At 75.8% G+C, this 22,879-nt stretch carries 7 protein-coding genes; 6 read left to right on the top strand and 1 reads right to left on the bottom strand.

The annotated features are described in order from the left end of the window. Positions 1 to 143 precede the first annotated feature (143 nt). Positions 144 to 1,175 (bottom strand): PHB depolymerase family esterase, encoded by a 1,032-nt coding sequence (locus M2302_RS31920; protein WP_280841514.1) that lies wholly within the window; start codon positions 1,173 to 1,175, stop codon positions 144 to 146. A gap of 426 nt (positions 1,176 to 1,601) precedes the next feature. Here M2302_RS31920 and M2302_RS31915 point away from each other — a divergent pair, with 426 nt between their 5' ends. From M2302_RS31915 to M2302_RS31890, 6 genes are all read left to right on the top strand, one after another. Then, a complete protein-coding gene (locus M2302_RS31915) occupies positions 1,602 to 5,969 on the top strand; it encodes a peptidoglycan-binding domain-containing protein (protein WP_280841513.1) in 4,368 nt (1,455 codons plus the stop codon). Between the two features lie 118 nt (positions 5,970 to 6,087). After that, positions 6,088 to 9,777: a DUF6603 domain-containing protein gene (locus M2302_RS31910; protein ID WP_280841512.1), complete on the top strand. Its 3,690-nt coding sequence runs from the start codon at positions 6,088 to 6,090 to the stop codon at positions 9,775 to 9,777. Position 9,778: 1 nt separating this feature from the next. Continuing rightward, positions 9,779 to 14,572 (top strand): hypothetical protein, encoded by a 4,794-nt coding sequence (locus M2302_RS31905; RefSeq protein ID WP_280841511.1) that lies wholly within the window; start codon positions 9,779 to 9,781, stop codon positions 14,570 to 14,572. Beyond that, positions 14,569 to 19,074: a hypothetical protein gene (locus M2302_RS31900; RefSeq protein ID WP_280841510.1), complete on the top strand. Its 4,506-nt coding sequence runs from the start codon at positions 14,569 to 14,571 to the stop codon at positions 19,072 to 19,074. Before M2302_RS31905 ends, M2302_RS31900 begins: the two co-directional genes overlap by 4 nt. Beyond that, positions 19,071 to 20,930 (top strand): hypothetical protein, encoded by a 1,860-nt coding sequence (locus M2302_RS31895; RefSeq protein WP_280841509.1) that lies wholly within the window; start codon positions 19,071 to 19,073, stop codon positions 20,928 to 20,930. Before M2302_RS31900 ends, M2302_RS31895 begins: the two co-directional genes overlap by 4 nt. A gap of 31 nt (positions 20,931 to 20,961) precedes the next feature. After that, entirely contained in the window at positions 20,962 to 22,767 is a 1,806-nt protein-coding gene (locus tag M2302_RS31890) for a hypothetical protein (protein ID WP_280841508.1), read from the top strand. Positions 22,768 to 22,879 lie beyond the last annotated feature (112 nt).

Below are 22,879 nucleotides of genomic sequence, written 5' to 3'. Positions count from 1 at the left end.
CCCGCCCCACCACCCGGTGGGGAGTCGCTCGCCCACCCGGCGAGGATCCACAACACCCACCGGACACCCAGTGAACGTTAGTGGACACCGCACTAGGTGGGCCCTGCGGCGCGCACCCGCGGCACCGTTGGTGGCGCGGCGGCTCAGCCGTCCAGTCGGCGGACCATGTTCATGATGGTCTCCACCTGCGCGCCACCCTTGATCGGGTAGTTGGTCGCGCCGAGGTAGCCCCACCAGTCCCAACAGCCGTTCGGGTTGCTGGAACTGGTGCTCGCCTGCGGGTAGAGCACGATCAGGTTGTTGGTGTCGGCGTACTGGTTCAGGTTGGCCCGGTCGACGAAGGCGGTGCCGATCTTGCCGTACCCCTGGAGACAGCCGTGCAGGGCGACCAGCAGCCGGCACGACTGCCCGGCCGCGCACGACGACGGCACGTAGGCGAAGCCGTTGTCGTCCATGCTCAGGCCGGGAGCCCAGCCGTTGACCGCGTGGGTGTTCTGGCTGAACCGGATGAGCGTGCCGCCGAGCGGACCGGTGTTCGGTGCGGAGACGCTGCCCAGCAGCTTGCGCAGCAGGCTGTTCTGCGGGTCGGTCCCACAGTTGTTGAGGAACGGCGACGCGGTCGCGGTGCACCCCACCGGCCCGTACGGCGAGACCCAGGCGTGCCCGGCCGACGAGGCGCTGTCGTACTGCACGTTGGCGCCGAAGTGCTGGTAGTAGCGGACCAAGTCGTCGGTGACCGACTTCTTCACCGTGTTGTCGTTGTTGCCGTGGAAGACGTAAACGGGATCGCCGGAGAGGTTGCTCACCGGGTCGACCCAGCCGTAGGACGCCCAGGTCCGGGTGTACGCCTGGAGGGCGGACAGGTTGGTCGGGTACTGGTTGTCGCCGCAGCCGTAGATCGCCTGGGAGACGTTGTTCTGCGCGCAGTAGTACGGCCCGGCGGCGAAGATCGCCGCACCCCGGATCCGGGACGAGTAGGCGACGTGCAGTTGGGTGGCCATATAGCCACCGGAGGAGACGCCGGCGACGTAGACGCCGGAGACGTTGTAGGCCCGCAGCGACCCGGAGACCGGGGCTTTGGTGGACGGGGTGGCGGCCTGGGCGGGGGCGGCGATGGTCAGGACCAGCAGCAGGACGGCGGCGAGGACGGTGGTGGCTTTCAGCGGTGTCTTCAAGACGCTCTCCTGTTCGGGAGCGCCGGCGGTGGTGTCGGCGTGCGCAGACGCTAACGTGACATAGACCTCACTGGATATGAGCGGGGCCGACACGTCGGGCGGCGCCGGTGTGTAGCCCTCGCCCATTCGGGAGCTGCCGATGCCGCCAGGCCGGGCCTGTTCCTAGCGCGCCGCGCAACCCCGCGGCAAGCCGCGCGTCGGGTCCCCGTCAGCAGAAGGACCTGAGTGGACGCTCAGCCCGTCCGCTCGGCGCACCACCCCGCACCGTCGGCCCGATGGTTGTCAGACCGCCGGCCGAAACCTTCCCCCTGATGCGCCGGTGTCCGAACCGACCCCCGATGACTTGAATTCAAGGGGGAGATCGTCTCCTCGGCACACCACCGGCCGACCCGCCGCGCAGGTGGCATCGAGGGCGAAGGGACCACCATGACCGTTCCGTCCAGCCTGCCCCTGGTGCTCTGCGGCCCCATCGTGCGCCGGGTCGACCCGACCAGTGCCACCGTCTTCGTCGCCCTGAAGGCGGACTGCACGGTGACGCTGACCGTCTTCGCGGTGGGCCCGGGCCCGGGTTTCGCCAGGGGCGCGACCGTGGGTACGGCCAGCCGCACGAGCGTACGCCTCGCCGACCGGCTGCACGTCGTCGCGGTGACCGTCGCCGGGGTCACCCTCCAGCCCGGCACCCTCTACGGCTACGACCTGTCCTTCTCCGGCGGCGCGAGCGCCGGCAGCCTCTTCGACGCCGAAGTGGTGGCGGCCGACGCGTCGACCGCGCGGAAGGCGATGACGTACCAGGGGCACCCGCAGGCGCCCGGCGCGGTGCCGGCGTTCCCCACCTTCGCCACCCCGCCGGCCGACCCGAACCGCCTGCGGATCTTCCACGGGTCGTGCCGCAAGCCGCACGGCGAGGGGTACGACGCGTTCCCCGCCCTCGACCCGATCATCGCGACGGCTGGCGGTGACCCGCTGCTCCGGCCGCACCAGCTGGTGCTCGGCGGCGACCAGATCTACGCCGACGACGTGGCCGACCCGCTGATCGCGCTGGTCCACGGCCACCCCGCGGTCCCCGCCAGCGGCAGCGAGCCGGAGGTGCCCGCGTACCTCGGGGTGGCGGCGCGGCTCGGCCTGGCGCCGGAGACGCTGCCGATCGGGACCAGCGCACAGCCCACCGACGCGGCGTACCTACCGGGGAAGCGGGCCACCACGATCGAGCGGGACGCGAAGTTCACCTCCGGCGCGGCCGACAGCCACCTGATGTCGCTGCGCGAGTACCTGTGCATGTACCTGATGGTCTGGTCGGACGTGCTGTGGCCGGAGAGCTGGCCGGCGTTCGAGCACGTGCTGCCCGCCGACACCCGGATCCTGAAGGACCCGCAGGACCGCCGGCCGGGCGAGACGGTGTACGACCTGATGCGCGCCGGCCGGGCGTACACGCCGAGCGCCCAGCAGAAGGAGATCATCGGCCGGTACGAGCGGTGGCAGCGGCAGGCGCTGGGGCTGCGGGCGTTCCGGACCGGGCTGGCGGCGGTGCGCCGGCAACTGGCGAACGTGCCCACGCTGATGGTCGCCGACGACCACGAGGTCACCGACGACTGGAACATGACCCGCTCCTGGGTGACCGACGCGGTGGTGAACGCCCCGCTGGGCCGACGAATCGTGCGCAACGCGATGGCCGCGTTCGCGGTGTTCCAGGCCTGGGGCAACACCCCGGATCGGTTCGCGGAGGCGGGCGCGGCGGGTGAGCCGGGGCGGGCAACGCTGGCGGCGCTGCGCGGCTGGTCGGCGACCCCGGGCGACGCCGACGACCAGGCGATGCGGACCCGGCTCGGCCTGCCCACGGGCGTGACGCCCGAGGGACGACTGGTCCGGCCGGCGGGCGCGCTGACCTACCACTACACGGTCACCTGGCCGCGCTACCAGCTCGTCGCGCTGGACACCCGCACCTGGCGGCAGTTCCCGGGCGGGGCCGGCCACCCGGGCGGGCTGCTGCTGGACGACGCGCCCCTCGACGAAATGATCACCGGTGACGGGGTGCTCGGCGACGACGCGGTGACCGTGGTCGCGCAACCGGTGGCGCTGTTCGGGGTGCCGATCCTGGAGCAGGTGGCGCAGCCGTTGGCCCGGGCGACCGCCGGCCGGTGGACGGCGGACGCCGAGGACGCGTGGGTGTCCAGCGACGCGGCCGTCCACAAGATTCTCGGGCGGTTGTTCGCCACCGCGCCGGCCGGCCCCGACGGGGTACGCCGACGCCGGCTGGTGCTGCTCGGCGGCGACATCCACTTCGGCTCGGCCGAGCGGATCCGCTACTCGGCCGTCCTGCCGTACGGGTGCGGACCCGACCGGGCGAAGCCGTACGAGGGGGTCAACCGCACCGAGGGGGTGATCGCCGGCTTCGTCGCCAGCGCCTTGCGCAACGAGGACTGGAAGACCCGGGCGCTGCACAACGTCGGCTACGTGCCGCTGCTCGACGTCACCGGGCGGATCGACCTGGTGGGCTGGGCCAACGAACTGCCCGACAAGGAGGGGCAGCGGATGCAGGCCGGCCTGCAGGTGACCGTAGCCGCCGACGACGTCACCGGCTGGTGGGTGTCGGGGCGTCCGGCCGTCAGCGACATCGACGCGCTGCGCCGACTGATCCGGCAGCCGGAGTGGAACGTGCACGTCGAGTTCGTCCGCCACGACGAGGCCGACCCGACGGTACGCCGCGACGGCACCCCCGAGTCGGTGGTGGACCCGGCAGGTCTGCCCCGCGACCAGGCCCTGGCCCAGTACCTGGCGGCGGCCCGCAACCTGGACCGCTACAAGGGATCGTGGGAGAGCGGCAAGGAGATCGTCGGCTACAACAACCTCGGCGAGATCACGTTCGACTGGCCCGCCGGCGAGTGCAAGTCGGCCACCCAGCGGCTCTGGTGGCACCTGCCGGGCGAGGAGCGCGCCGCCGCGCTGAGCACGTTCACCGTCGACCTCTCCTACGGCTGCTCGCTCACCGAGACCGCGCCCTACGGGGGCTGGCTGCTGCGCCCCGACGACCGGGACGCCACCGCCACCGCCAAGGCCCGCTACGACGGGGTGGATCTCCCGGCCGCGCTGGTCACCGAGCGCTGGGTGAGCCGGTTGCAGCACGACCTGGCCACGCTGGGGTTCCTCACCCCGGGCGAGATCGACGGGGTGTACGGCATCGTCACCTACTGGGCGGTGCGCGAGTTCCAGACGTACGCCCGCATCGCCCGTACCGCCGTCGAGGCGGCCGGGTCGACCGCGCCGCGCTGGTCGGACCGGCTGCAGCCGGTGGACGTGCCGGAGGCCGAGCGCTACCTCGGCCCGGTCAGCGGGGTGGCCGACCTGGCCACCCAGGTGGCGATGAAGCGGTGGCTGCAGAAGCGGTGGCGCTGCCCGGTGGTGGTGGAGTCCTGGCAGGTGGCCGGCGACAGCCCGCAGCGGTTGGCCGCGCCCAACGTATGGATCTTCGACGAGGTGACCGCCGCCGACCAGCGGCTGTACTCGCGGGTGGTGACCGGCCGCCCGCCCGGCGCGGGCAGCGCCCCCGAGGGCCACCCGGAGCTGATCCGGCTGGGCTCCCACCGGCCGCACGTCACCGCCCCCGAGTGGTCCGGCCCGGTGCTCGCCGCCGAGTCGGAGCTGCTGCCCGAGGCCATCCTGCCCCGCCCGCAGGGGCACACGGCCGGCCCCACGCTGGGCGACCTGGCCGCCGCCATCGCGGCGGGCGGTGATCCGGGGGTACGCGCCGCGCGGCAACTCTCCACCTTCAAGGTGCTGCGCGCAGTGGCGGAGAACCGGGTGCCGGACGCCGCCGGCGGCTGGCTCGACTCGGTGGAGGCCTGCGACCCGGCGGTGATCCGGTTCGGCCCGTTCGGCTGGCGCGCGCACGGGCCGCTGGTCGCCCCGACCACGTTGCCGCCGGCGCTGGACATCGCCGCCGACCCCGGAGAGCTGTGGGCGTACCTGGCGTTCCTGCGCGCCACCGACCGCGACGCGTACGACGCCCTGGGCGGGCAGGGCGGCGTGACCGCCGTGCCGGGCTGGGGTCGAGACGGCGCGGGACTGCTCTTCACCGACCTGCGGGTCCTGCGGGCCCGAGCCGCGCAGGCCGACCCGACCGGGGCGGCCCGCGAGGGCATCGGCACCACCCTGGAGCTGCTCGGCCTGCGCTCCTGGCACTGGATGCACCGGTACGCCCTCGCGCTGCGCGGGCACGACGGAGTGCGGCGCGGGCTGTGGACGTTCGCCCGGCAGCGGCTGCACGACCTGCTCGCCACCGACTGGGACTCCCCCGACCCGGCGGTCACCCCGACGGTGGCGGACGTGCCCGCCGCCGACGGCACACCGCGCCGGGCGCGGATCGGCGACCTGTTCACCTCGGAGCGGTCGGTGGCGGTGCTGGCCTGCTGGCAGCAGTACCGGGCGCACCACCTGGTCGCCCTCGGCCCACCCGCCTCGGCGGCGGAGAAACCCGAGTTCCGGACCCGTCCCCGCGCCGCCACCGAGCTGCACCAGGTGCTGGTGCGGGCGAAGACGCTCGGGCCGGACTTCGCCGGCGCGCCCACCGGCTGGACCGACGCGCACGAGACGGCGCTGGTCACCGCGGTCCGGCAGGTCGTCGCCGCCGACGGCGAGGTCGCCGCCGCGCTGGCCTCGGTGATCGGCTGGCCGTCCTGGCCGACCGGGCGGCGCTACACGCTGCCGGTGCCGGCGCTGCCCGCCGCCGAGCAGGGCCTCTCGGCGGCCCGCGGCTCGCTGCGACTGGACCTGGCTGACCTGCCGCGGGTGACGGCGTGACCGGGGCTTCGGCAGCCGCCGAGGACAGTGGCGTGACCCGGGCCGCGGCGGCCGACGGCCGGGCCGCCGGAGCGGCGGCCGGCAGCGGGACCGGCGGAGCGGACGGACAGGGGGACCGATGAGCGACCAGAAGAACGCCCTCGCGCTGCTGTGGGACGAGGTCCTGCTGCTGGCCGAGCCGCTGCTGTCGGCGTACGACCCGTGGCGGCGGGCCCGGCTGCTGCGCGCGCTGGGCTGGGATCTGGAGGCGGTCAGCGGGTTCGACGCCGCCCGGTTCGAGCAGTGGCTGGGCACCATCGGCGCGGCGCTGGACACCCTGTCCGCGGCCCGCGACGACCTGAACCTGAGCAGCCTGGACGGGCTGCGCGCGCTCGGCGAGGCCGGCGGGAAGGCGTTCGGCCAGATCGGCGCGCTGCCGCCGGGGCTGCCCGAGGGGCTGCCCCCGGGCCTGCCCGCGGAACTCGCAGACGACCTGGTCGACCTGCTGGTGCTGACCTACCTGCTGCGCCGGGTGCCCTGGTCGATCCCGTTGCTGGACCTGCTCGGCCTGGTCACCCCCGCCGCCGAGGCGCCGCCGAGCCCGCCGATGCCGCCCGGGGACGCCCCGATCCGGCTCCCCCGCCGCCGCGACGAACTGCACCTGGAACGCGTCGTCGACCTGGTCGCCGACCCCGGCGGCTACCTGCGCACGCTGTACGCCCCGGACGGCGTGACCACCCCGGAGGCGGTCGCCGAGCTCTCCGCCCGGCTGCTGCCCCGGCTCGCCCGGGCCCTGCGCGCGCTCGGCCTCGAGGCCGACCAGGGCGTCCGCCCCGACGTCGGGCCCAACCAGGGCGAGGTGGGCCGGCGGCTCGCCGACAACCTGCTGCGGCTGCGCTTCGGCGGGCTGCGCACCCCCGGCGGGCAGCCGCCGCCCGGAACCGGTCTGGCCCCCTGGACCCCGACCTTCGGCATCGGGGCCACCCTCGGCCTCGCCAGCTGGGACGGACTGCTCACGGTGATCCTGGTCCCGACCGGCGAGGCACACCTGGAGGGCGCGATCGGCGACTGGAACGTGGCCACCGACCTCGCCGGCGCCGGACCGGCCATCGCCGTCAACACGGCCGGGGTGACCGTCAGCGGCGGCGCCGCCGCCGTGAAGTGGGTTGCGGAGATCGCCCGGATCGCCCCTGCCGGCCAGCCCGGCTGGGTGCTCGGCGCCCCGGACGGCACCCACCTCGCCATCGGACAGGTCGTCGTCACCGGCCGGGCCAGCCTCGGCGCCGGCCGCGACGACGTCGAACTGGGCATCCGCGCCGGCCGCGCCGAGCTGGTGGTCCGCCCCGGCGACGGCGACGGGTTGCTGGCCAAGCTGCTGCCCGCCGACGGGCTCCGGGTCGGGCTCGACCTCGGTGTGGCCTGGTCGATGCGGACCGGCGCGCACCTGGCCGGGGCCGCCGCGCTGGCCGCCGAGTACCCGGTCCACCTGTCCTGGCACGGCATCGGGGTGGAGGGACTGCGGATCGCCCTGGAGGCGTCCACCGCCACCCGAGCGGTCAGCGTCGTCATCAGCACCACCATCCGCGCCGCGCTCGGACCGCTGCACGCCGTGGTGCAGAACATCGGCGTCCGCGCCGACCTGACCTTCCCGCCCGCCCTGCCCGCCGGCGACGGCACGCAGGCCCGCGGCGGCAACCTCGGGCCGGTCGACCTCACCCCCCGGTTCAAAGGGCCCGACGGGGTCGCGCTACGGATGGACAACGGCATCGTCTCCGGTGGCGGCTATCTCTTCGTCGACGAGGCCCGCGGCATGTACGCCGGCGCCCTGCAACTGGGCATGACCTCCACGACGCCTCTCGCGCCGATGAAGGGGTTCCGGCTCCAGGCCACCGCGATCCTCAACACCCGCAACCCGGACGGCAGCCGGCTCGCCGAGGCCGACGGCCGGCACACCTTCTCCCTGCTGCTCGCCGGCACCTACGAGTGGTTCCCCGGGCTGGTGCTGTTCTGGGGCATCTCCATCACCGGCCTCGGCCTGATCGTGGGCTGGAACCGGCGCACCAACCCGGAGGAGGTGCGCACCGCCGCCCGCGCCGGCACCCTCGACGCGCTGCTCTTCCCCCAGGATCCGGTCGGCAACGCCCCCGCCGTCATCGCCACCCTGAGTCGGATCTTCCCGGTCGACACCACCGGCACCGTGCTCGGCGCGATGGTCCGGTTGAACTTCCTCGGCGGCCAGGTCGTCGCCGACCTGGCCGTGCTGGTGGAGTTCCCCGACCCGGTCCGCATCCTGCTGCTCGGCCGGCTGGTCATCGACTTCAAGGCCGCCGGGAAGTTCCGCCTCGACTCCGCCGGCATCGTCGACGTGGCCCGCCGGGAGATCAGCGTCGACGCGGCTCTGATCGACTCGAAGCTGTTCGGCCGCCCGGTCTCCGGGGAGATGGCGCTGCGCGCCCGATGGGGCTCCGGCGGCACGTTCGCCGTGTCCATCGGCGGTTTCCACCCCCGCTTCACCGCCCCGCCCGGCTTCCCCACCGTCAAACGGTTCACCATCGCGCTGCAGAAGTCCGGCAAGGGCATCGACCTGCAGGCGTACCTGGCCGTCACCAGCAACACCGCCCAGTTCGGCGCGGAGCTGAAGCTGCACTTCGAGGGCGGCGGCTTCGTCATCGACGGCCGGGCGTGGCTGGACGTGATGTTCCAGTTCAAGCCGTTCTGGTTCACCGCCGAGATCGGCGCCACCGTGTCGCTGAAGTACCGCGACACGGAGCTGCTCGCGATCAATTTGATCATCGGCGTCAGCGGCCCGGGCCCCTGGAAGGCCTGGGGTGAGGCCAGGATCAAGTTCCTGTGCTGGGAGGTGTCCGGCCGCTTCTCCTGGACCGACGGGGACACCACCCACCCCCACGAACCCACCTACGTCAACGCCGGGGACACGCTCCAGGCGGCCCTGTCCACCCCCGATGCCTGGGAGATCCGGGCGATCGGTGCCGGCGAACCGGTCACGCTGCGGAACCTGACCGGCTGGACCGGGCCGATGCTGCTGCAACCCGGCGCGCTGCTGGGCGTCCGGGAGAACGTGCTGCCGCTGGACACGGACCTGCAACGCATGGGCACCTCCCGGATCACCGGGGCCAACCGGTTCACCCTGACCGGGGTTCGCGTCGGCACCGGCGAGGACGCCCTCGCCGGTCGGCTCGGCGAGACGATCGTCGACGACTTCGCCCCCGGGCAGTTCCGCGACCTGTCGCCCGAGGAGCAGCTCACCACGCCCGGCGTCGTACCGCTGGCCGCCGGACGCACGGTGGCGCTGCCGGAGGGCACCTCGCTGCCGCCGGCCACGCTGACCACCTTCGCCGACCTGAGCGGCGACGCGGCGTACGACCGGGTGGTCATCGACGACCCCGACGCGGCCGGCCGGCCGCTGCCCGCGCCGCGACCCACCGCGCGCGTGGCCACCGGGGGCGGCGACCCGCTGGTCCGGTTCGCGGCGACCGCCCCGGCGGCCTTCGCGGAGAGCCGCCGCGCCGGCGCGGCCCGCTTCACCGGGCCCGCGCTGGACCTCGCCGCCACCCGTCCGAGACCCGGCGCCGCGACCGCCGACGGACCGAGGGCCGCCGCGGCGACCCTCGACGACCCGAGGCCGGGCGCCGCCACCGGCGACGACCCGACGGCCGGAGGCCGCGCGGCGGTCGGAGGCCAGGAGCGGGCAGCGGGCGTGCCGACGCCCCGGCGGGCCGACCACGACCACCGGGGCGGCGGGGTACGCCGCTCCCGGGTCCGGGTGCCCCGTCCCCGGATCACGCCCGTCGAGCTGGAGGTGCGCTGACATGGGTGGCCTGCGTTTCCTGCCGTGGGTCCGCGACGGGGTGGCCCGGGTCATCTCCGACACCGACCCGCTCAGCGGCGCGCTGCCCCGCCCGCGCGCCCAGGTGGACCTGAACGTCACCGCGCTGGGCACGGACACCGCCACCGGCGACACCCGGGAGATCGCCGGCACCACCACCGCCCTCCTGCACGGGCCCGGCGACGTCGTCGGCGTCGATCCGCAGGAGATCATCCGCAGCTTCCCGGCGCCCGGCGCGGAGAACGTCGAGACGACCATGCTCGCGGCGGTCGAGTTCGACAGCCCCGAGCTGCCCTGGCTGTACACCCCGGCCCGCCCCGACGACCGGGGCGCGCTGCGCCCGTGGCTGGTGCTGGTCGTGGTGCCGGCCGGCGCGGGCGGCCGGCTGCGCACCGAGGCCGGGCAGGCACTGGCCCGCCTCGCCACCACCGTGCGCCACCTGCCCGACCTGGCCGCGTCCTGGGCCTGGGCGCACGCCCAGGTGCTGGTGACCACCGACGACGAGGACGTCGCCACGGTGATCGCCGTCGCCCCCGAGCGCACCCTGTCCCGGCTGCTCTGCCCCCGCCGGCTCGCCGGCGGCACCGACTACCTGGCCGCCGTCGTCCCGGCCTTCGCCGCCGGCGTCCGCGCCGGCCTCGGCGAACCGGTCGACGACACCGGCCCGCTCGCTCCGGCCTGGGGACCCGGCTCACCGCACCCCGGCGCCGACGATCCGCTGCTGCTGCCCGTCTACCACCACTGGACCTTCCGCACCGGCCCCGACGGCGACTTCGAGTCGCTGGCCCGCCGGCTGCGCCCCCGCGTCCTGCCCGCCGGTGTCGGCCGGCAGTCGGTCGACATCGCCGCCCCCGGCGGCGGCCTCCCCACCGCCGACGAGGAGGGCGTCGAGGGCCGCTCGGTGCTCGGCTTCGAGGGCGCCCTCGCCTCCCCCGCGATGACCCCCACCGAGTGGGCCGCCGACGTCCGCGACGCCTGGCGGGACACCCTCACCGCGCTGCTGCGCCACTCCGCCGACCGGCTCACCCCGCCGCTGTACGGCGACATCCACAGCCAGGAGCAGCGGCTGCCCGCCCCCGGCGCGGAACCGCAATGGCTGGCGGGGCTCAACCTCGACCCCCGGCAGCGGGCCGCCGCCGCGCTCGGCACCCAGGTGGTGCAGCGCCACCAGGAGGATCTGGCGGCCGCCGCCTGGGCCCGGGCCGCCGCGCTGCGCGACACCAACGACCGGCTGCGCCGGGGCCAGGCCGCCCGGGACACCGCCACCGCCCTGTTCACCCGGCGGCTGGATCCCGACACCCCCGGCGCGGCGGTCGCCGACGACCAGCTCGTCGCGCTCACCCAGCCGGTGCACGACCTGGTGCGGGTGCCGCAGGCCGGCCTGGCCGCCGGGGACGGTGACCCGCTGGACGCACGGCTCGCCGGGAACCCGGGCGCGCGGGCCGCCGCCTCGGCCCCGATGCGCCGGCTGCTGCGCCCGCGCGGGCCGCTGGCCCGCCGGGTGGACCCGGACACCCCGCCCGCCGCGCTGACCCGGCTCGCCGACGGGGACAGCGCGGTGCCCGCCGCCCGCGTACCCACCGGCGGCACGGTGCTGGACACCCTGGTCGCCGACGGGAGCGGCCTCGGCGCGCTGACCCGCCAGGTGATCGAGCAGGCCGCCCGGAACCCGTGGTGGCACACCGGCCCGGCCACCCCCACCCTGCGCGCCGCCGCCGCGACGCTCGCCGACGACCCGGTCACCCGGGTCACCACCAACGGCGGCGACCTGCTCGGCGGCGACCGGTTCTTCGTCGGCACCGCCGACGGGCGGCTGTTCGAACGCCGCCGCCTGAGCGGCCAGTGGGTGTGGCGGGACCACGGCGCGCCGCCCGGCACCGCCGTGGCGACCTCCGGCGCCGCCGTGCCCCCGGGCCGGGTGTACGTGCGCACCCGCGACAGCCGGCTGTTCGAGCGGCGCTGGGACGGCGACCGGTGGGTGTGGACCGACTGCGGCGCCCCCACCCTCGGCGTGCACAGCCGGCCGGTGAGCGACGGCACCCGGCTGCACATGCTGGGCGGGGACGGCAACCTGCACCGCTACGACCCCGCCGGCCGGGCCTGGACGTCACTGGGCGCTCCGGCGCTGCGCAGCGGGGAGCGGCTGTGGGGATCGCCCCGCCCGTCCATGGCCGGGGTGCTCGTCGCCACCAGCCAGAACCGGCTGTTCGGCCACAACGGACAGTGGCGACAGGTCGGCCCCGACACCCTGCCGACCTGGGGGTCGCCGGCCGCCCAGCACGTCTACCCGGACCGGGACCGGCGCACCGGCTACTCGTGGGTCACCCCGGACGGGCGGCTGGTCTCCCAGTTCGCCGACGGGGCCACCATCCTGCACGGCGCGCCGGACGGCTGGCGGGTGGTGTCCCTGGCCCAGGAGGCCGCCCCGGTGGGCCACGAGGAGGAACTGGCGATCGTGGTGCTCGCCGCGAGCACCACCACCGGCGAGGTACGGCTGAAGCGCCGCTACCTGTGGTACCACGACGGACAGGAACGGTTCCTGTGGGCGTGGGGCCCGGTCACCGACACCGTGCCCGCCGGCGGGCTCGGGGCGCACCGCCCCCACCCGCTGCTCGGCGACTCCCGCGACGGCGAACTCTTCGCCGTCACCGGCGACGGCCGGCTCACCTCCTACCGCTGGACGTACGGGTCGCCCGGCTGGATCGACCACGGCACCCCGCTCGATTCGCGCGGCGTCGGACCGCTGGACGATGCCGCCCCGGCGCACCTGCGCCACGCGCCCCGGGTCGGGCTGCTCGGCTCGCTGCTGTTCACCCACACCATCACCCAGGGCACCGGCAGCCGGGCCCGGATGCAGGCCGCCCACCACGTCGGGGACGACGGGGCGGTCCATGAACAGGCGCTCACCCCCGCCGTGGACGCCCCCGCCATCCCGGTGGCGGCCCGGGCCGCCGCCACCACGCTCGGCACGGTCGCCCCGACCGGCCGACCGACCCTGGTCACCGCTGCCCTGCTGCCCGGCACCGTCGCCGGCACCTGCCGGATCGCGTACTGGGTGGGCCGGGAAGCCGACTCCGGGGGCGCGGCGGCCGGCGGCTGGACCGGCCCGTACGAGCTGCCCGACCCGGTCAGCGGCGACGCGGCCGGCCTGGACGTCGCCCTGGCCGACCTCGACGGCGACGGCCGCCCCGAACTCCTCGTCGCGTACGGGGTGAGCCGCTCCGGCGGCACCGACAACCGGGTGTACTACCGGGTCGGCTGGCGGCTCGACGAGTCCGGCGTGGTCACCCGGGGCTGGACCGACTCGCTGCCCACCCCGCAGCAGCTCGACCGGATCACCGCCGTCGGCGTCGACGTGGTCGACATGACCGGCGACCAGACGCCCGACCTGGTGGTCTTCGCGGCCGGTACCCTCGGCGGCGCACCGTGCGCCCGCCACCTCACCGGACGCGCCGTCAACCGGCGCGGCCGGGTGGTCGGCGGGTGGACCGCCCCGCGCGCGGTCGTCGACGAGGCCGCCGTCGCCGGCGCCGAGGGGGCGGGCATCGCCGTGGCCGACGTGACCGGCACCCGCCGACCCGACCTGGTTGTGGCCCGCCGCACCGGCGCCACGGTCACCTACCGCGCCGCGTTCGACCTGGCCCCGGACGGAGTGCCGGTCACGTGGAGCCCCGCGTTCACCCTCACCGGCGCCGCCGACGCGGGCGCCGCCCGGGGCTGCGCCGTCGTGCTGGCGGACCTGCGCGCCGACCTGGTCGCCGACCGCGCCGCCATGGGTGACGCGTTCATGGCCGCCGCCGCCCGCCACCAGGACCGGCTCGCCCCGGCGCAGTCGCTGGCCCGCGACCACCAACCGGCACCCGTCGACCTGGCCACCGCCGCGGCCGCCGTCCGCGAGACCGTACGCCCCGAGACGGCCGTCGCCGGGGAGGTGCTCGCCGGGCTCACCCTCGGCGACGGTGACCTGGTCGGCGCCCTGCCCGACACCGGCGACCCGCTGCGCCGGCTGCTCGCCGGCGTCACCTTCGACGTGCCCGCCTACGAGCTGCTGCGCGGGCTCTCCCAGGAGCACGTGGTGCCGAACCTGCCGGCGGTCGCGCCGGAGACGATGACCGCGCTGGCGGCGAACCCGCGCTTCATCGAGGCGTACCTGGTCGGCCTCAACCACGAGATGAGCCGGGAGATGCTCTGGCGGGAGTTCCCGGCCGACCCGCGACAGACCTGGTTCCGGCAGTTCTGGGACGTGCGCGGGGCGATGTCCGCCGGCGACCCGCTCACCGACATCCCGCCGCTGACCGACCCGGCCTGGCGCAGCGGGCCGCTGGGCAGCCACCTCACCGCCGTCGGCGCGCCCGGCGAGGAGTCCCTGGTGCTGGTCGTCCGGGGTGAGCTGCTGCGCCGCTACCCCTCCACCGTGGTCACCATGCGGGAGGCCACCTGGACCGGCGACGAGGAGCGCAGTCCCACCGGGCCCGACCTGCTGCCCATCTTCAACGCCTGGCTCTCCCCGGACCTGCTGCTCTTCGGCTTTCCCCGCACGGCGCAGGTGGCCTGCGGCGCCAGCCGGAAGCTCGACGGCCCGGCCGGCTGGTTCTTCCTGCTGCGGGAGCAGCCGGCCGCACCCCGCTTCGGCGTCGACGCCGAACCCCCACCCCCGGACGCGGTCGTCTTCGCCGACCACCGGCCCGGCAACGCCGCCGACACCGCCGCCGCCCTGCTGCAACGCCCCGTCCTGCTCGCCCGCCACGCCAGCGACCTGCTACCGGAGAACCGATGAGCACCGTGAACCGACCGCCGCTGGCCAGCGTGCTCGCCGGCACCCCGTGGACGCTGCCCGCGACCGTGCCCGCCGTCCTGCTGCCGGTACGCCTGGAGACCCGGTTCACCGGCGCCACCCTGAAAATCCGGGTCTACCCGGACCAGATCCACGTCGACGACCACGAGCCGGGGCTGACCGCCGAGGAGCTCACCGCCGGGCGGGCGTACTGGGGCCACGGCCGCCCTGACGGGCCGTACCCGGTACCCGGGGAGGCCGCCTGGACGGATCTGACCCGCCGCTTCGGCGCGGCCCGGGCGGCCTGGATCGCCCGGGTCACCGAACCCGTCGCCGGGGTCTTCCCGGACCCGCTGCCCCGCGACGCCCCGTGGTGCGAACCGGCCCGGGCCCGGCTGCTGCCCAGCCTCTGGTACGCCGTCGGCCGTACCAGCGACGGCCGGCTCTTCACCGGCGTCTCCGGCCCGGTCACCCCCGACCTACCGGTCGGCCCCACCCCGGTGCTGCCCGGCCGGCCCCCCACCGGCACCCCGATCGACGAACTGCCCGCCGAGGCGCCACCGGTCGACGCGGGGATGCGCTGGACCGTCGACTTCGACGCCGCCCTCGCCGCCGGCATGGCCCTGACCGTCACCGTCCCCACCGACGCCACAGGCAGGCCCGTACCGGTGGAGCGGCTGCTGGTGTTCGGGCTGGACACCGCCACCGGCCCGGCCGGCTCCGCTCGCGCCCTGGCCCGCCTGCTGGAGGCGCACGCCGCCACCGACGGGCTGGCGTTCCTGCCCCCGGACACCCCGACCAACAACACCGCCACCGTCACCCCGGCGGCGACCCCGACCGCCGGCCCGGTCACCGCCGACGACCAGGCCGACACTGCACCGGAGTCCGCCGCCGCCCTGGTGGCCGCCGCGCTGGGGGTGCCGCTGACCGCCGCGGCCGACGACGCGCTCACCGCCGCCCGCCGGCGCCCGGCCCGCACCGGCGCGCCGAGCGCGCTCGCCCGGGGCACCGGCGCCGCCACCGCGGACCGGCCCACCGGACGACAGGTACGCCGGGCGCTCTGGCCGGCCAGCGTCGGTGCCCTGCTGCGGCACCTGCTGCCCGTGGCCACCCCCGCCGAGCAGGCCGCCGTACGCGAGCACTTCGTCGCCCACGTCCACGCCGAGGGGCCGCTGCCCACGCTGCGCGTCGGCCGCCAGCCGTACGGGCTGCTGCCGGTGACCAGCCTGCGCGACTGGCACCCGGCGAACCCGGCCGAGGCGCGGGCGGTGGGGCTGCTCGATGCCCTGCTGCGCACGGTGTGGCTGACCTCGCCGGTCCCCCGGATCACGCCCGGGCTGGCCGACCCGGAGGCGACCCTGCTGGAGATCCTCGCCACCGACGCCCGGGTGCTGGAGGTCCGCGCCCGCAGCATGCTCGGCAACGAGTACGTCAGCTGGCTGTGGCGTTTCGCCCGGCTCGGCCTCGGCCCCGGCTGGCGCGAACAGGTCGTCGAACCGGCCCGGGACCTGCTCGCCGCGCTCGGGCTGGGCGGTCCGACCGACCCGCGGCTGTCGCTGGCCGTGTTCGCCAAGGAGGCCTACGCCCTCGGCACACCGCTGCTGGACGGGCCCGGTGAGCCTCGCGCTGACCGGGTCCGCTCCTATCTCGACGCCCTGGCCACGGTCGGCCTGCGCGGCGACGAGGTGCCGGCGCGCCCCGGCGACGGGCCGGTGCCGCTGTTCCACCGGCTGCTACGCGCCGCGCTGATCGCCGAGCACTCCGCCGCCGCGGACGCGTTCGCCGCCGAGGCGGCTCTGCCCCGGGCGGCGGAGATCCCCGAACCGGAACTGGTCGACGTCCGTCCGCACGAGACCACCGCGGTGCTGCGCCGCCGGCTCGCCGTGCCCGTCCCCGGCGCGGGCGGGCAGCAGCTCGGCGCCTACCTCGCCGGCACCGTCGCCGACCCACGGCAGGTCCGGGCCACCGCCGGGCTGCGCGACCTCCGGGCCGCGCTGACCGACCTGCGCGACGCCCTCGACGACGGCCTGTCCCCCACCGACCTGGACCGCCACGTCGCCGGCACGCTGGGCCTGGCCGCGCACCGGCTGGACGCCTGGATCACCTCGCTGGCCACCCGCCGGCTCGCCGCGCTCACCGCCGGCCCGCCGCCCGGGGTGCACGTCGGCGGGTACGGCTGGCTGGTCGACCTGCGCCCGGCCCTGCCGCCCCGGATGGTCACCCGACCCGCCGACGTACCCCCGGAGGCGGCCCCACCGACGCTGGTGGCGGCGCCGGACGGCGCCGGGCACGTGCTCGCCCCGTCACCGGCGCAGGCGGTGACCGCCGCGGTGCTGCGCAGCGCCTGGCGCGCGCACGGCGGTGCGGACAGCCCGCTGGCGGTCGACCTGTCGTCGCGCCGGGTACGCCTCGCCGCGCAGCTCCTCGACGGCGTCCGCGCCGGCCAGAGCCTCGGCGCGCTGCTCGGCTATCGCTTCGAACGCGGCCTGCACGACCACCCCGACGGCCCGCTGGACCAGCTGCTGCCGCAGTTCCGCCGGCTCGCCCCGGCCCGCGCGCACCGCGTCGACCCGACCGACGACGGCGGCTCCACGATCACCGCCACCGTCGAGTCGACCGCCGGTGTGGACGGCCTGGAGCTGCACCGGCTGCACCAGGCCGGGGCGGTCGACGGGCAGCTCGCGGCGCTGCCACCGACCGCCCGGGACGCCGTCCGGCAGGTGCTCGCCGACCTGGCCGACGCCACCGACGCGGTCGCCGACGCGCTGCTCGCCGAGAGCGTCCACCAGCTCTCCCTCGGCGACATGAACCGGGCGGCCGCCGCCGTCGACGCCGCCTCCGGCGCGGCCACCGACCCGCCGGAGCTGTATGTCACCCGCACCCCGGTCACCGGCGCCGCCCTCACCCACCGGGTGCTGCTGCTGGTCAACGTCGACGACCGGTTCGGCCGGCTGCGCCAGGACTGGCCCGCCGCCCGCGGCCACCACCCACGGATCATGACCGCGGCCACCGACGCGCTGGTCTCCGTGCTGCTGCCGCCGTCCTGGCGGGTCCGGTGGCGGCTGCGCTGGCACTCCCCGGACGGGGTCACCGCCACCACCTGGCGGGAGGCCACCCTGGACCGGCTGCAGATCCCGGCGATCGACCTGGTCGCCGCGCCACCGCACCCCGGCCGCCCCGACGACGCCGAGCTGGACCGGCGCATCGCCCTGGACGCCTGGGGATCGCCGCTGCCCGCCGGGGTGACCTGGGACTGGCGGCTGGAGCTGGACTACGACCGCGACCCCGCCTGGCCGCTGGAGCGGCTGAGCCTCGCCGAGTTCCTGCACGCCGTGACGGTGCTGCGCGACCTGATCGGCCGGGCCCGCCCGGTCGTCGCCGCCGACCTGTGCCTCGAACGGGACGCCCCGCCGCAGGTCGACCCCGTCACCAAGGCGCAGGCCGACGAGATGTGGCACCTCGCCCGGCAGCACAGCAGCGCGCTGCGGGCGGTCCCGGAGCCGGACGCGCCGGGCTGGGACGAACCGGCCGCCCGGCAGCTGCTCGACGCCGCCGCCGGGTTCGGCGTCATCGGCGCGGTGCCCCCACCGCCGGCGCCGGAGGGTGCCCGCGCCGTCGCCGACGCGGTGCTCGTCGCCCGCGCCGAACTGGCCCGCCGGCTGGTCGCGCACTGCGCGGTCGTCGGCGAGCTGTGGGACCGGGCGCCCTGCCCACCCGCGAGCTGCCGCTGCGACCCGGCGACCGACTTCGACCGACCGGACGCGCCACCGGACCGCCGCCGGGAGGCCCAGATCGCCCGGATCCGGGCGCTGCTCGGCCCGGACATGCCGGTGCTCACCCGCGCCGACGCCCCGGCGGAGCTGGCCGCCGCGCTGGCCGCCAGCGACGCCCTCCAGGGCGGCTCACCCCATCCGGTACGCCGCTGGCTGTCCCGGTACGCGCGGGTCCGCCCGGCGGTGGGCCGCCTCCAGGAGGTGCTGACCACCGCCGACGCGGCCGGCGCCGGCGGCGTGGTACGGCTGCCCGCCACGGTACGGGTGGCCCAGCTTCCCTACGCCCCCGGCGACCGGTGGGTCGGCGAGGCCCCACCCCGGGCCGACACCGAGCCGGTGTCCCTGGTGGTGGTCGCCCCCGGCGGGCTGGACGTGACCCGACCGGTGCACGGGCTGCTGGTCGACGAGTGGACCGAGGTCGTCCCCGCCGGGCAGGTGCAGACCGGCCTCACCTTCGAGTACGACGCCCCGGGCGCCGCCGCCCCGCAGGCGGTGCTGCTCGGACTCGCCCCCGACGGCGCGGCGAACTGGCAACCGGCCACCCTCGCCCAGGTGCTGGAGGAGACCCTCGACCTCGCCGTGGCCCGCGCGGTCGACCTGGACTCCCTCGGCGCGGCCGGGCAGTTCCTGCCCGCCCTCTACTTCCCCACCAACGTGACCGAGACCGCCACCACCACGGACTTCGTCCCGGACGCGACGCTCACGCCGCAGGGCGGACAGGAGGGCCAGTGACCAGCACCGAGCCGACGACCAGCGCACCGTCACCGGCGAGCACCGACGCGCCGGCCACCCTGCCGTCGGTGACCACCTGGACCCGGCTGGAGCCGCGTACCCGGCGGGCCGACCTGGCGCCCGCCGTGCAGGCGCGCACCGCCGACCCGCTGTGGCTGTTGGCCCGCCAGTGGCAGCTCGGCGAGTTCACCGGGGAGGACACCGGCTCGCCGGTCGCCGCCCGGGTGCACGCCCGGACCGCCGCGTTCACCCGCTACCGGCCGGGACCCACCGCCGGCGCCGTCCGGCTGCCCGCCGGCACGCCGTTGGAGGCGGTGGTGGAACGCGAACCGGCGGCCACCGCCACCGACCTGCGCTTCGCCGTGGACAGCGGCCAGCAGCTGCTACGCCTGCTCGCTGCGGCCGGCGCCGGGGAGCTCGCCGGGCGGCTGTGCACCACGTACCCGGTGCCGGCCAGCCCGCCCGACGCCGCCTCCGCCGCCGACCCGGAGACCGTCGGGTACCTGCGGATCGTCGCCGGCCGGGTGCCGCACGGCGACCTGGCGCTGCGGGCCTGGGCCGAGGGCCGGTTCCTCACCGAGGCGCAGGTCCCGGCCGCGCTGGTCGGCGCGGTCACTGGCGCGGTCACCCAGTGGCTGACCTGGCTGGGGGTGCCGCCCCGCCCGGCCGGCCCACCGCCGGGCTACCTGCTGCAACTGCCGGCCGTGCTGGCTCCCGGGGCGTCCCGACCGGCCGCGCCGCCCTGGCCGCCGGCCGACTTCACCCCGCTGTTCAGCACCCCCGGGCTGGAGGGCCCGGCCTGGCGGCGCGAGCGGATGGAGTACGACGCGGCCGTCGCCGCGCACGACGGCGACGACGAACTGGTACTCACCGCCCACGAGTACGACGGGGACCGGCTGGACTGGTACCACTTCGACCACGAGCCCGGCGCCACCCTGGACGCCCACAAGTCGACAAAGGACCTGATCAAGGTCCTGCTGCCGGCCCCCGTGTCGTACGCGGGCATGCCCTCCACCCGGTTCTGGGAGCTGGAGGACGCCCGGGTCAACCTGGCCGGCGTCGGGGCCGGCGCCGGCGACCTGGCCCGCCTGTTCGTCCTGGAGTACGGCCTGGTCTACGGCAACGACCATTTCGTGCTGCCCCTGGAGCTGCCCGTCGGCACCGCCGCCCGGATCCGGTCGCTGATCGTCACCGACACCTTCGGCGTACGGACGCTGGTGCCGGCCGCGCCCGAACGGACCGCGCTGTTCCGCCCCTCCGGCCCCGACGGCCCCGCCGACGTGCTGGTGCTGCCCGCCACCGCGGCCACCACCCTCGACTCCGCCCCGGTGGAGGAGGTCCGCCTCGGCCGCGACGAGATGGCCAACCTGGCCTGGGCGGTGGAGCGCACCGTCACCGGGGCGACCGGCCGCCCCGTCGACCGCACCGCCCAGGTCGCCCGCGCCGCCGTGCCACCCCGCCCCACCCCGGCCAGCACGGACGTGCCATCGCTGTCGTACGCCTTCGCCACCACCGTCCCGGAGAACTGGGTGCCGCTGATCCCCGGGCCCACCGACGGCCGCCCCGACGTGGTTCGGCTACGCCGGGTGCCGCTGCAACAACCCTCCCGGGAGGGACCGCCGGTGGCGGTGACCGGCCACAGCCGACTGCTCGACTGGCGCTGGCGCGACGACAACCTGGTCGAGCTGGCCTTCCCCGAGGAGGAGGTGCCCCGCGCCGGTGCCCGGGTGCTGCGCCGCTGGCAGCTCGCCCGGTGGACCGACGGCTCGGTGCACCTGTGGCTGGGCAGCACCCGTCGCGCCGGCACCGGCGAACTCTCCAGCGGCCTGCGCTACGACACCGTCCAGCCGCGCTGAACCACCCGTCGACCTGAACGCGGAGAACCCGATGACGATCACCTGGAAGAACGACCTGCCCCTGCCGATGGCGCGGCCCCGCTACTACGACTACCAGTACCTGCGCGCGGGCGACCTCACCCAGGCCCTGGACTACCTGCTGGCCCGGCAGAACCTCACCGCCCGCCTGCTGCGCCCGATGGGCGTGGTCAACGGCCTGGATCTCTCCGCCACCGGCAGCGACGTGACGGTCAGCCAGGGCGTGGCCGTCGACGGCGACGGCCTGGTGGTCGTGCTGCCGGAGAACACCCGCCGGCCGCTGCCCGCCGACGGCACCTCCTGGTTCGTGGTGATCCGCTACCACGAGTACCTCGCCGAGCCGCGCGACGAGGGCGGCGTGGTCGCCGAGACCCGGTGGACCGAGGAGGGGCGCATCGAGTTCAGCGCCACCGCGCCCACCGACACCACGCACGCCGTGGTGCTCGGCAAGGTCACCCGCGCCGGCGGCACGGTGAGCACCCAGACCTCCGGACGGATGGTCGCCGGACTGCGGGTACCGGTGGGGGCGATCGTGCCGTCGGTGGGAGCCGGCTCCCAGTCCGGCATCACCTTCCCCGCCGATCCCGGCGGCGGCCTCGGCGACGAGGCGTACATCCGCTACTGGCCGTACGCCGGCGAGAACACCATCCTGCGCATCGCCAACAACAACGACCCCGAGGATCTGATCGCCTTCACCCAGAGCGGCGCCGACCGGCTGCGCATCGGCGGCTCCATGCTGCACCTGGGCAGCATGGAGGGAGCCCCGGTCAGCGCCGGCCAGGTGGTGACCGCGCTGGGCTTCTGGGGCCCCGGCGTGCAGCATGGGCAGCTCTCCTTCCGCGCGGGCAAGGGCTTCGAGCTGGTCGACCGCAGCGCCGACGGGCCGGCGCTCGGCTACCCCGAGGGCAGCAAGCCCTACGCCGACCTCGCGGTGAAGGAGCTGCGCGCGGCGAGCCTGCGCGGACGCGGTGGGCTGTCGCTCACTGCGGAGGGAGCCTTCGCCGTACGGGCCACCGGCGGCGTCACGGTCGTCAAGGACACCAACGGCAACGGCGACCTGGCGGTGCAGGGCAACCTCGCCCTCGGCGGGAACGTGTCGTTGCCCGCAGCCACCTGGCTCAACGCCGCCGGCCGGATGCACCTCAACGGCTCGGAGCGGCTGTACCTGCTCAACACCAACGGCGTCTACATCGGCTACGGCGGCGGCACCGGCCCCGAGACCGGCTGCGTGTGGGTCGAGAAGCGCGGCTTCTTCGGCGGTGACGTGCAAATCAACGGCCGCCTCGGGGTGGCGGTCAGCCCGAACTCCCTGCCGTCGTGGAGCGGGGGCGGCATCGGCACCTTCGACCTGTTCGCCCGGGGCGCCATCTACTGCGGCAACGAGTCCACCGGGTACACGATCAGCCTGGACGCCGGCAGCGGCATCATCAAGGGTAAGTCGAAGCAGTTCGCCATCGACCACCCGCTGGACGCCCCTGACGCGACCGATCGCCGCCAGCTGATCCACGCCGCCCTGGAGGGTGCCGAGAACGGCGTGTACTACCGCGGCGAGGGGCGGCTGCGCGGCGGGATGGCCACCGTGGAGCTGCCCGACTACTTCGAGGCGCTGACCCGGCCGGACGACCGGACCGTCCAGCTCACCCCGGTCTTCGACGACGACGAGCCGGTCTCGGCACTGGCCGCCTCCCGGGTACGCGACGGCGCGTTCCGGGTGCGCACGGTGGACGGTTCGCCGGCCGAGCACGGCTTCTACTGGGAGGTGAAGGCGGTCCGCGCCGACCTCGAGCCGCTGGCCGTGGAGGTCCCCGCGCCCCGCTGACCCGACTTGGCTCATTTAGAGGTCCTAACAAAGTCGTACGACGTGTCGGTACGTGATGATGCAGGTGGCCAGGGCGAGGAAGGCTTCGTGGATGTCGTCGCGGCGTTCCCAC

It is taken from the genome of Micromonospora sp. A200 (assembly GCF_029893845.1).
In the GTDB taxonomy this organism is placed as follows: domain Bacteria; phylum Actinomycetota; class Actinomycetes; order Mycobacteriales; family Micromonosporaceae; genus Micromonospora; species Micromonospora purpureochromogenes.
The sequence above is the reverse complement of the archived record's forward strand: the minus strand, read 5'-3'. Positions and strand labels throughout refer to the sequence as shown.

Excerpts from the sequence above, each read along its gene's own strand:
- M2302_RS31915 (WP_280841513.1), top strand. The coding sequence starts at position 1,602 with ATGACCGTTCCGTCCAGCCTGCCCCTGGTGCTCTGCGGCCCCATCGTG.
- M2302_RS31910 (WP_280841512.1), top strand. The coding sequence starts at position 6,088 with ATGAGCGACCAGAAGAACGCCCTCGCGCTGCTGTGGGACGAGGTCCTG.
- M2302_RS31905 (WP_280841511.1), top strand. The coding sequence starts at position 9,779 with ATGGGTGGCCTGCGTTTCCTGCCGTGGGTCCGCGACGGGGTGGCCCGG.
- M2302_RS31900 (WP_280841510.1), top strand. The coding sequence starts at position 14,569 with ATGAGCACCGTGAACCGACCGCCGCTGGCCAGCGTGCTCGCCGGCACC.
- M2302_RS31890 (WP_280841508.1), top strand. The coding sequence starts at position 20,962 with ATGACGATCACCTGGAAGAACGACCTGCCCCTGCCGATGGCGCGGCCC.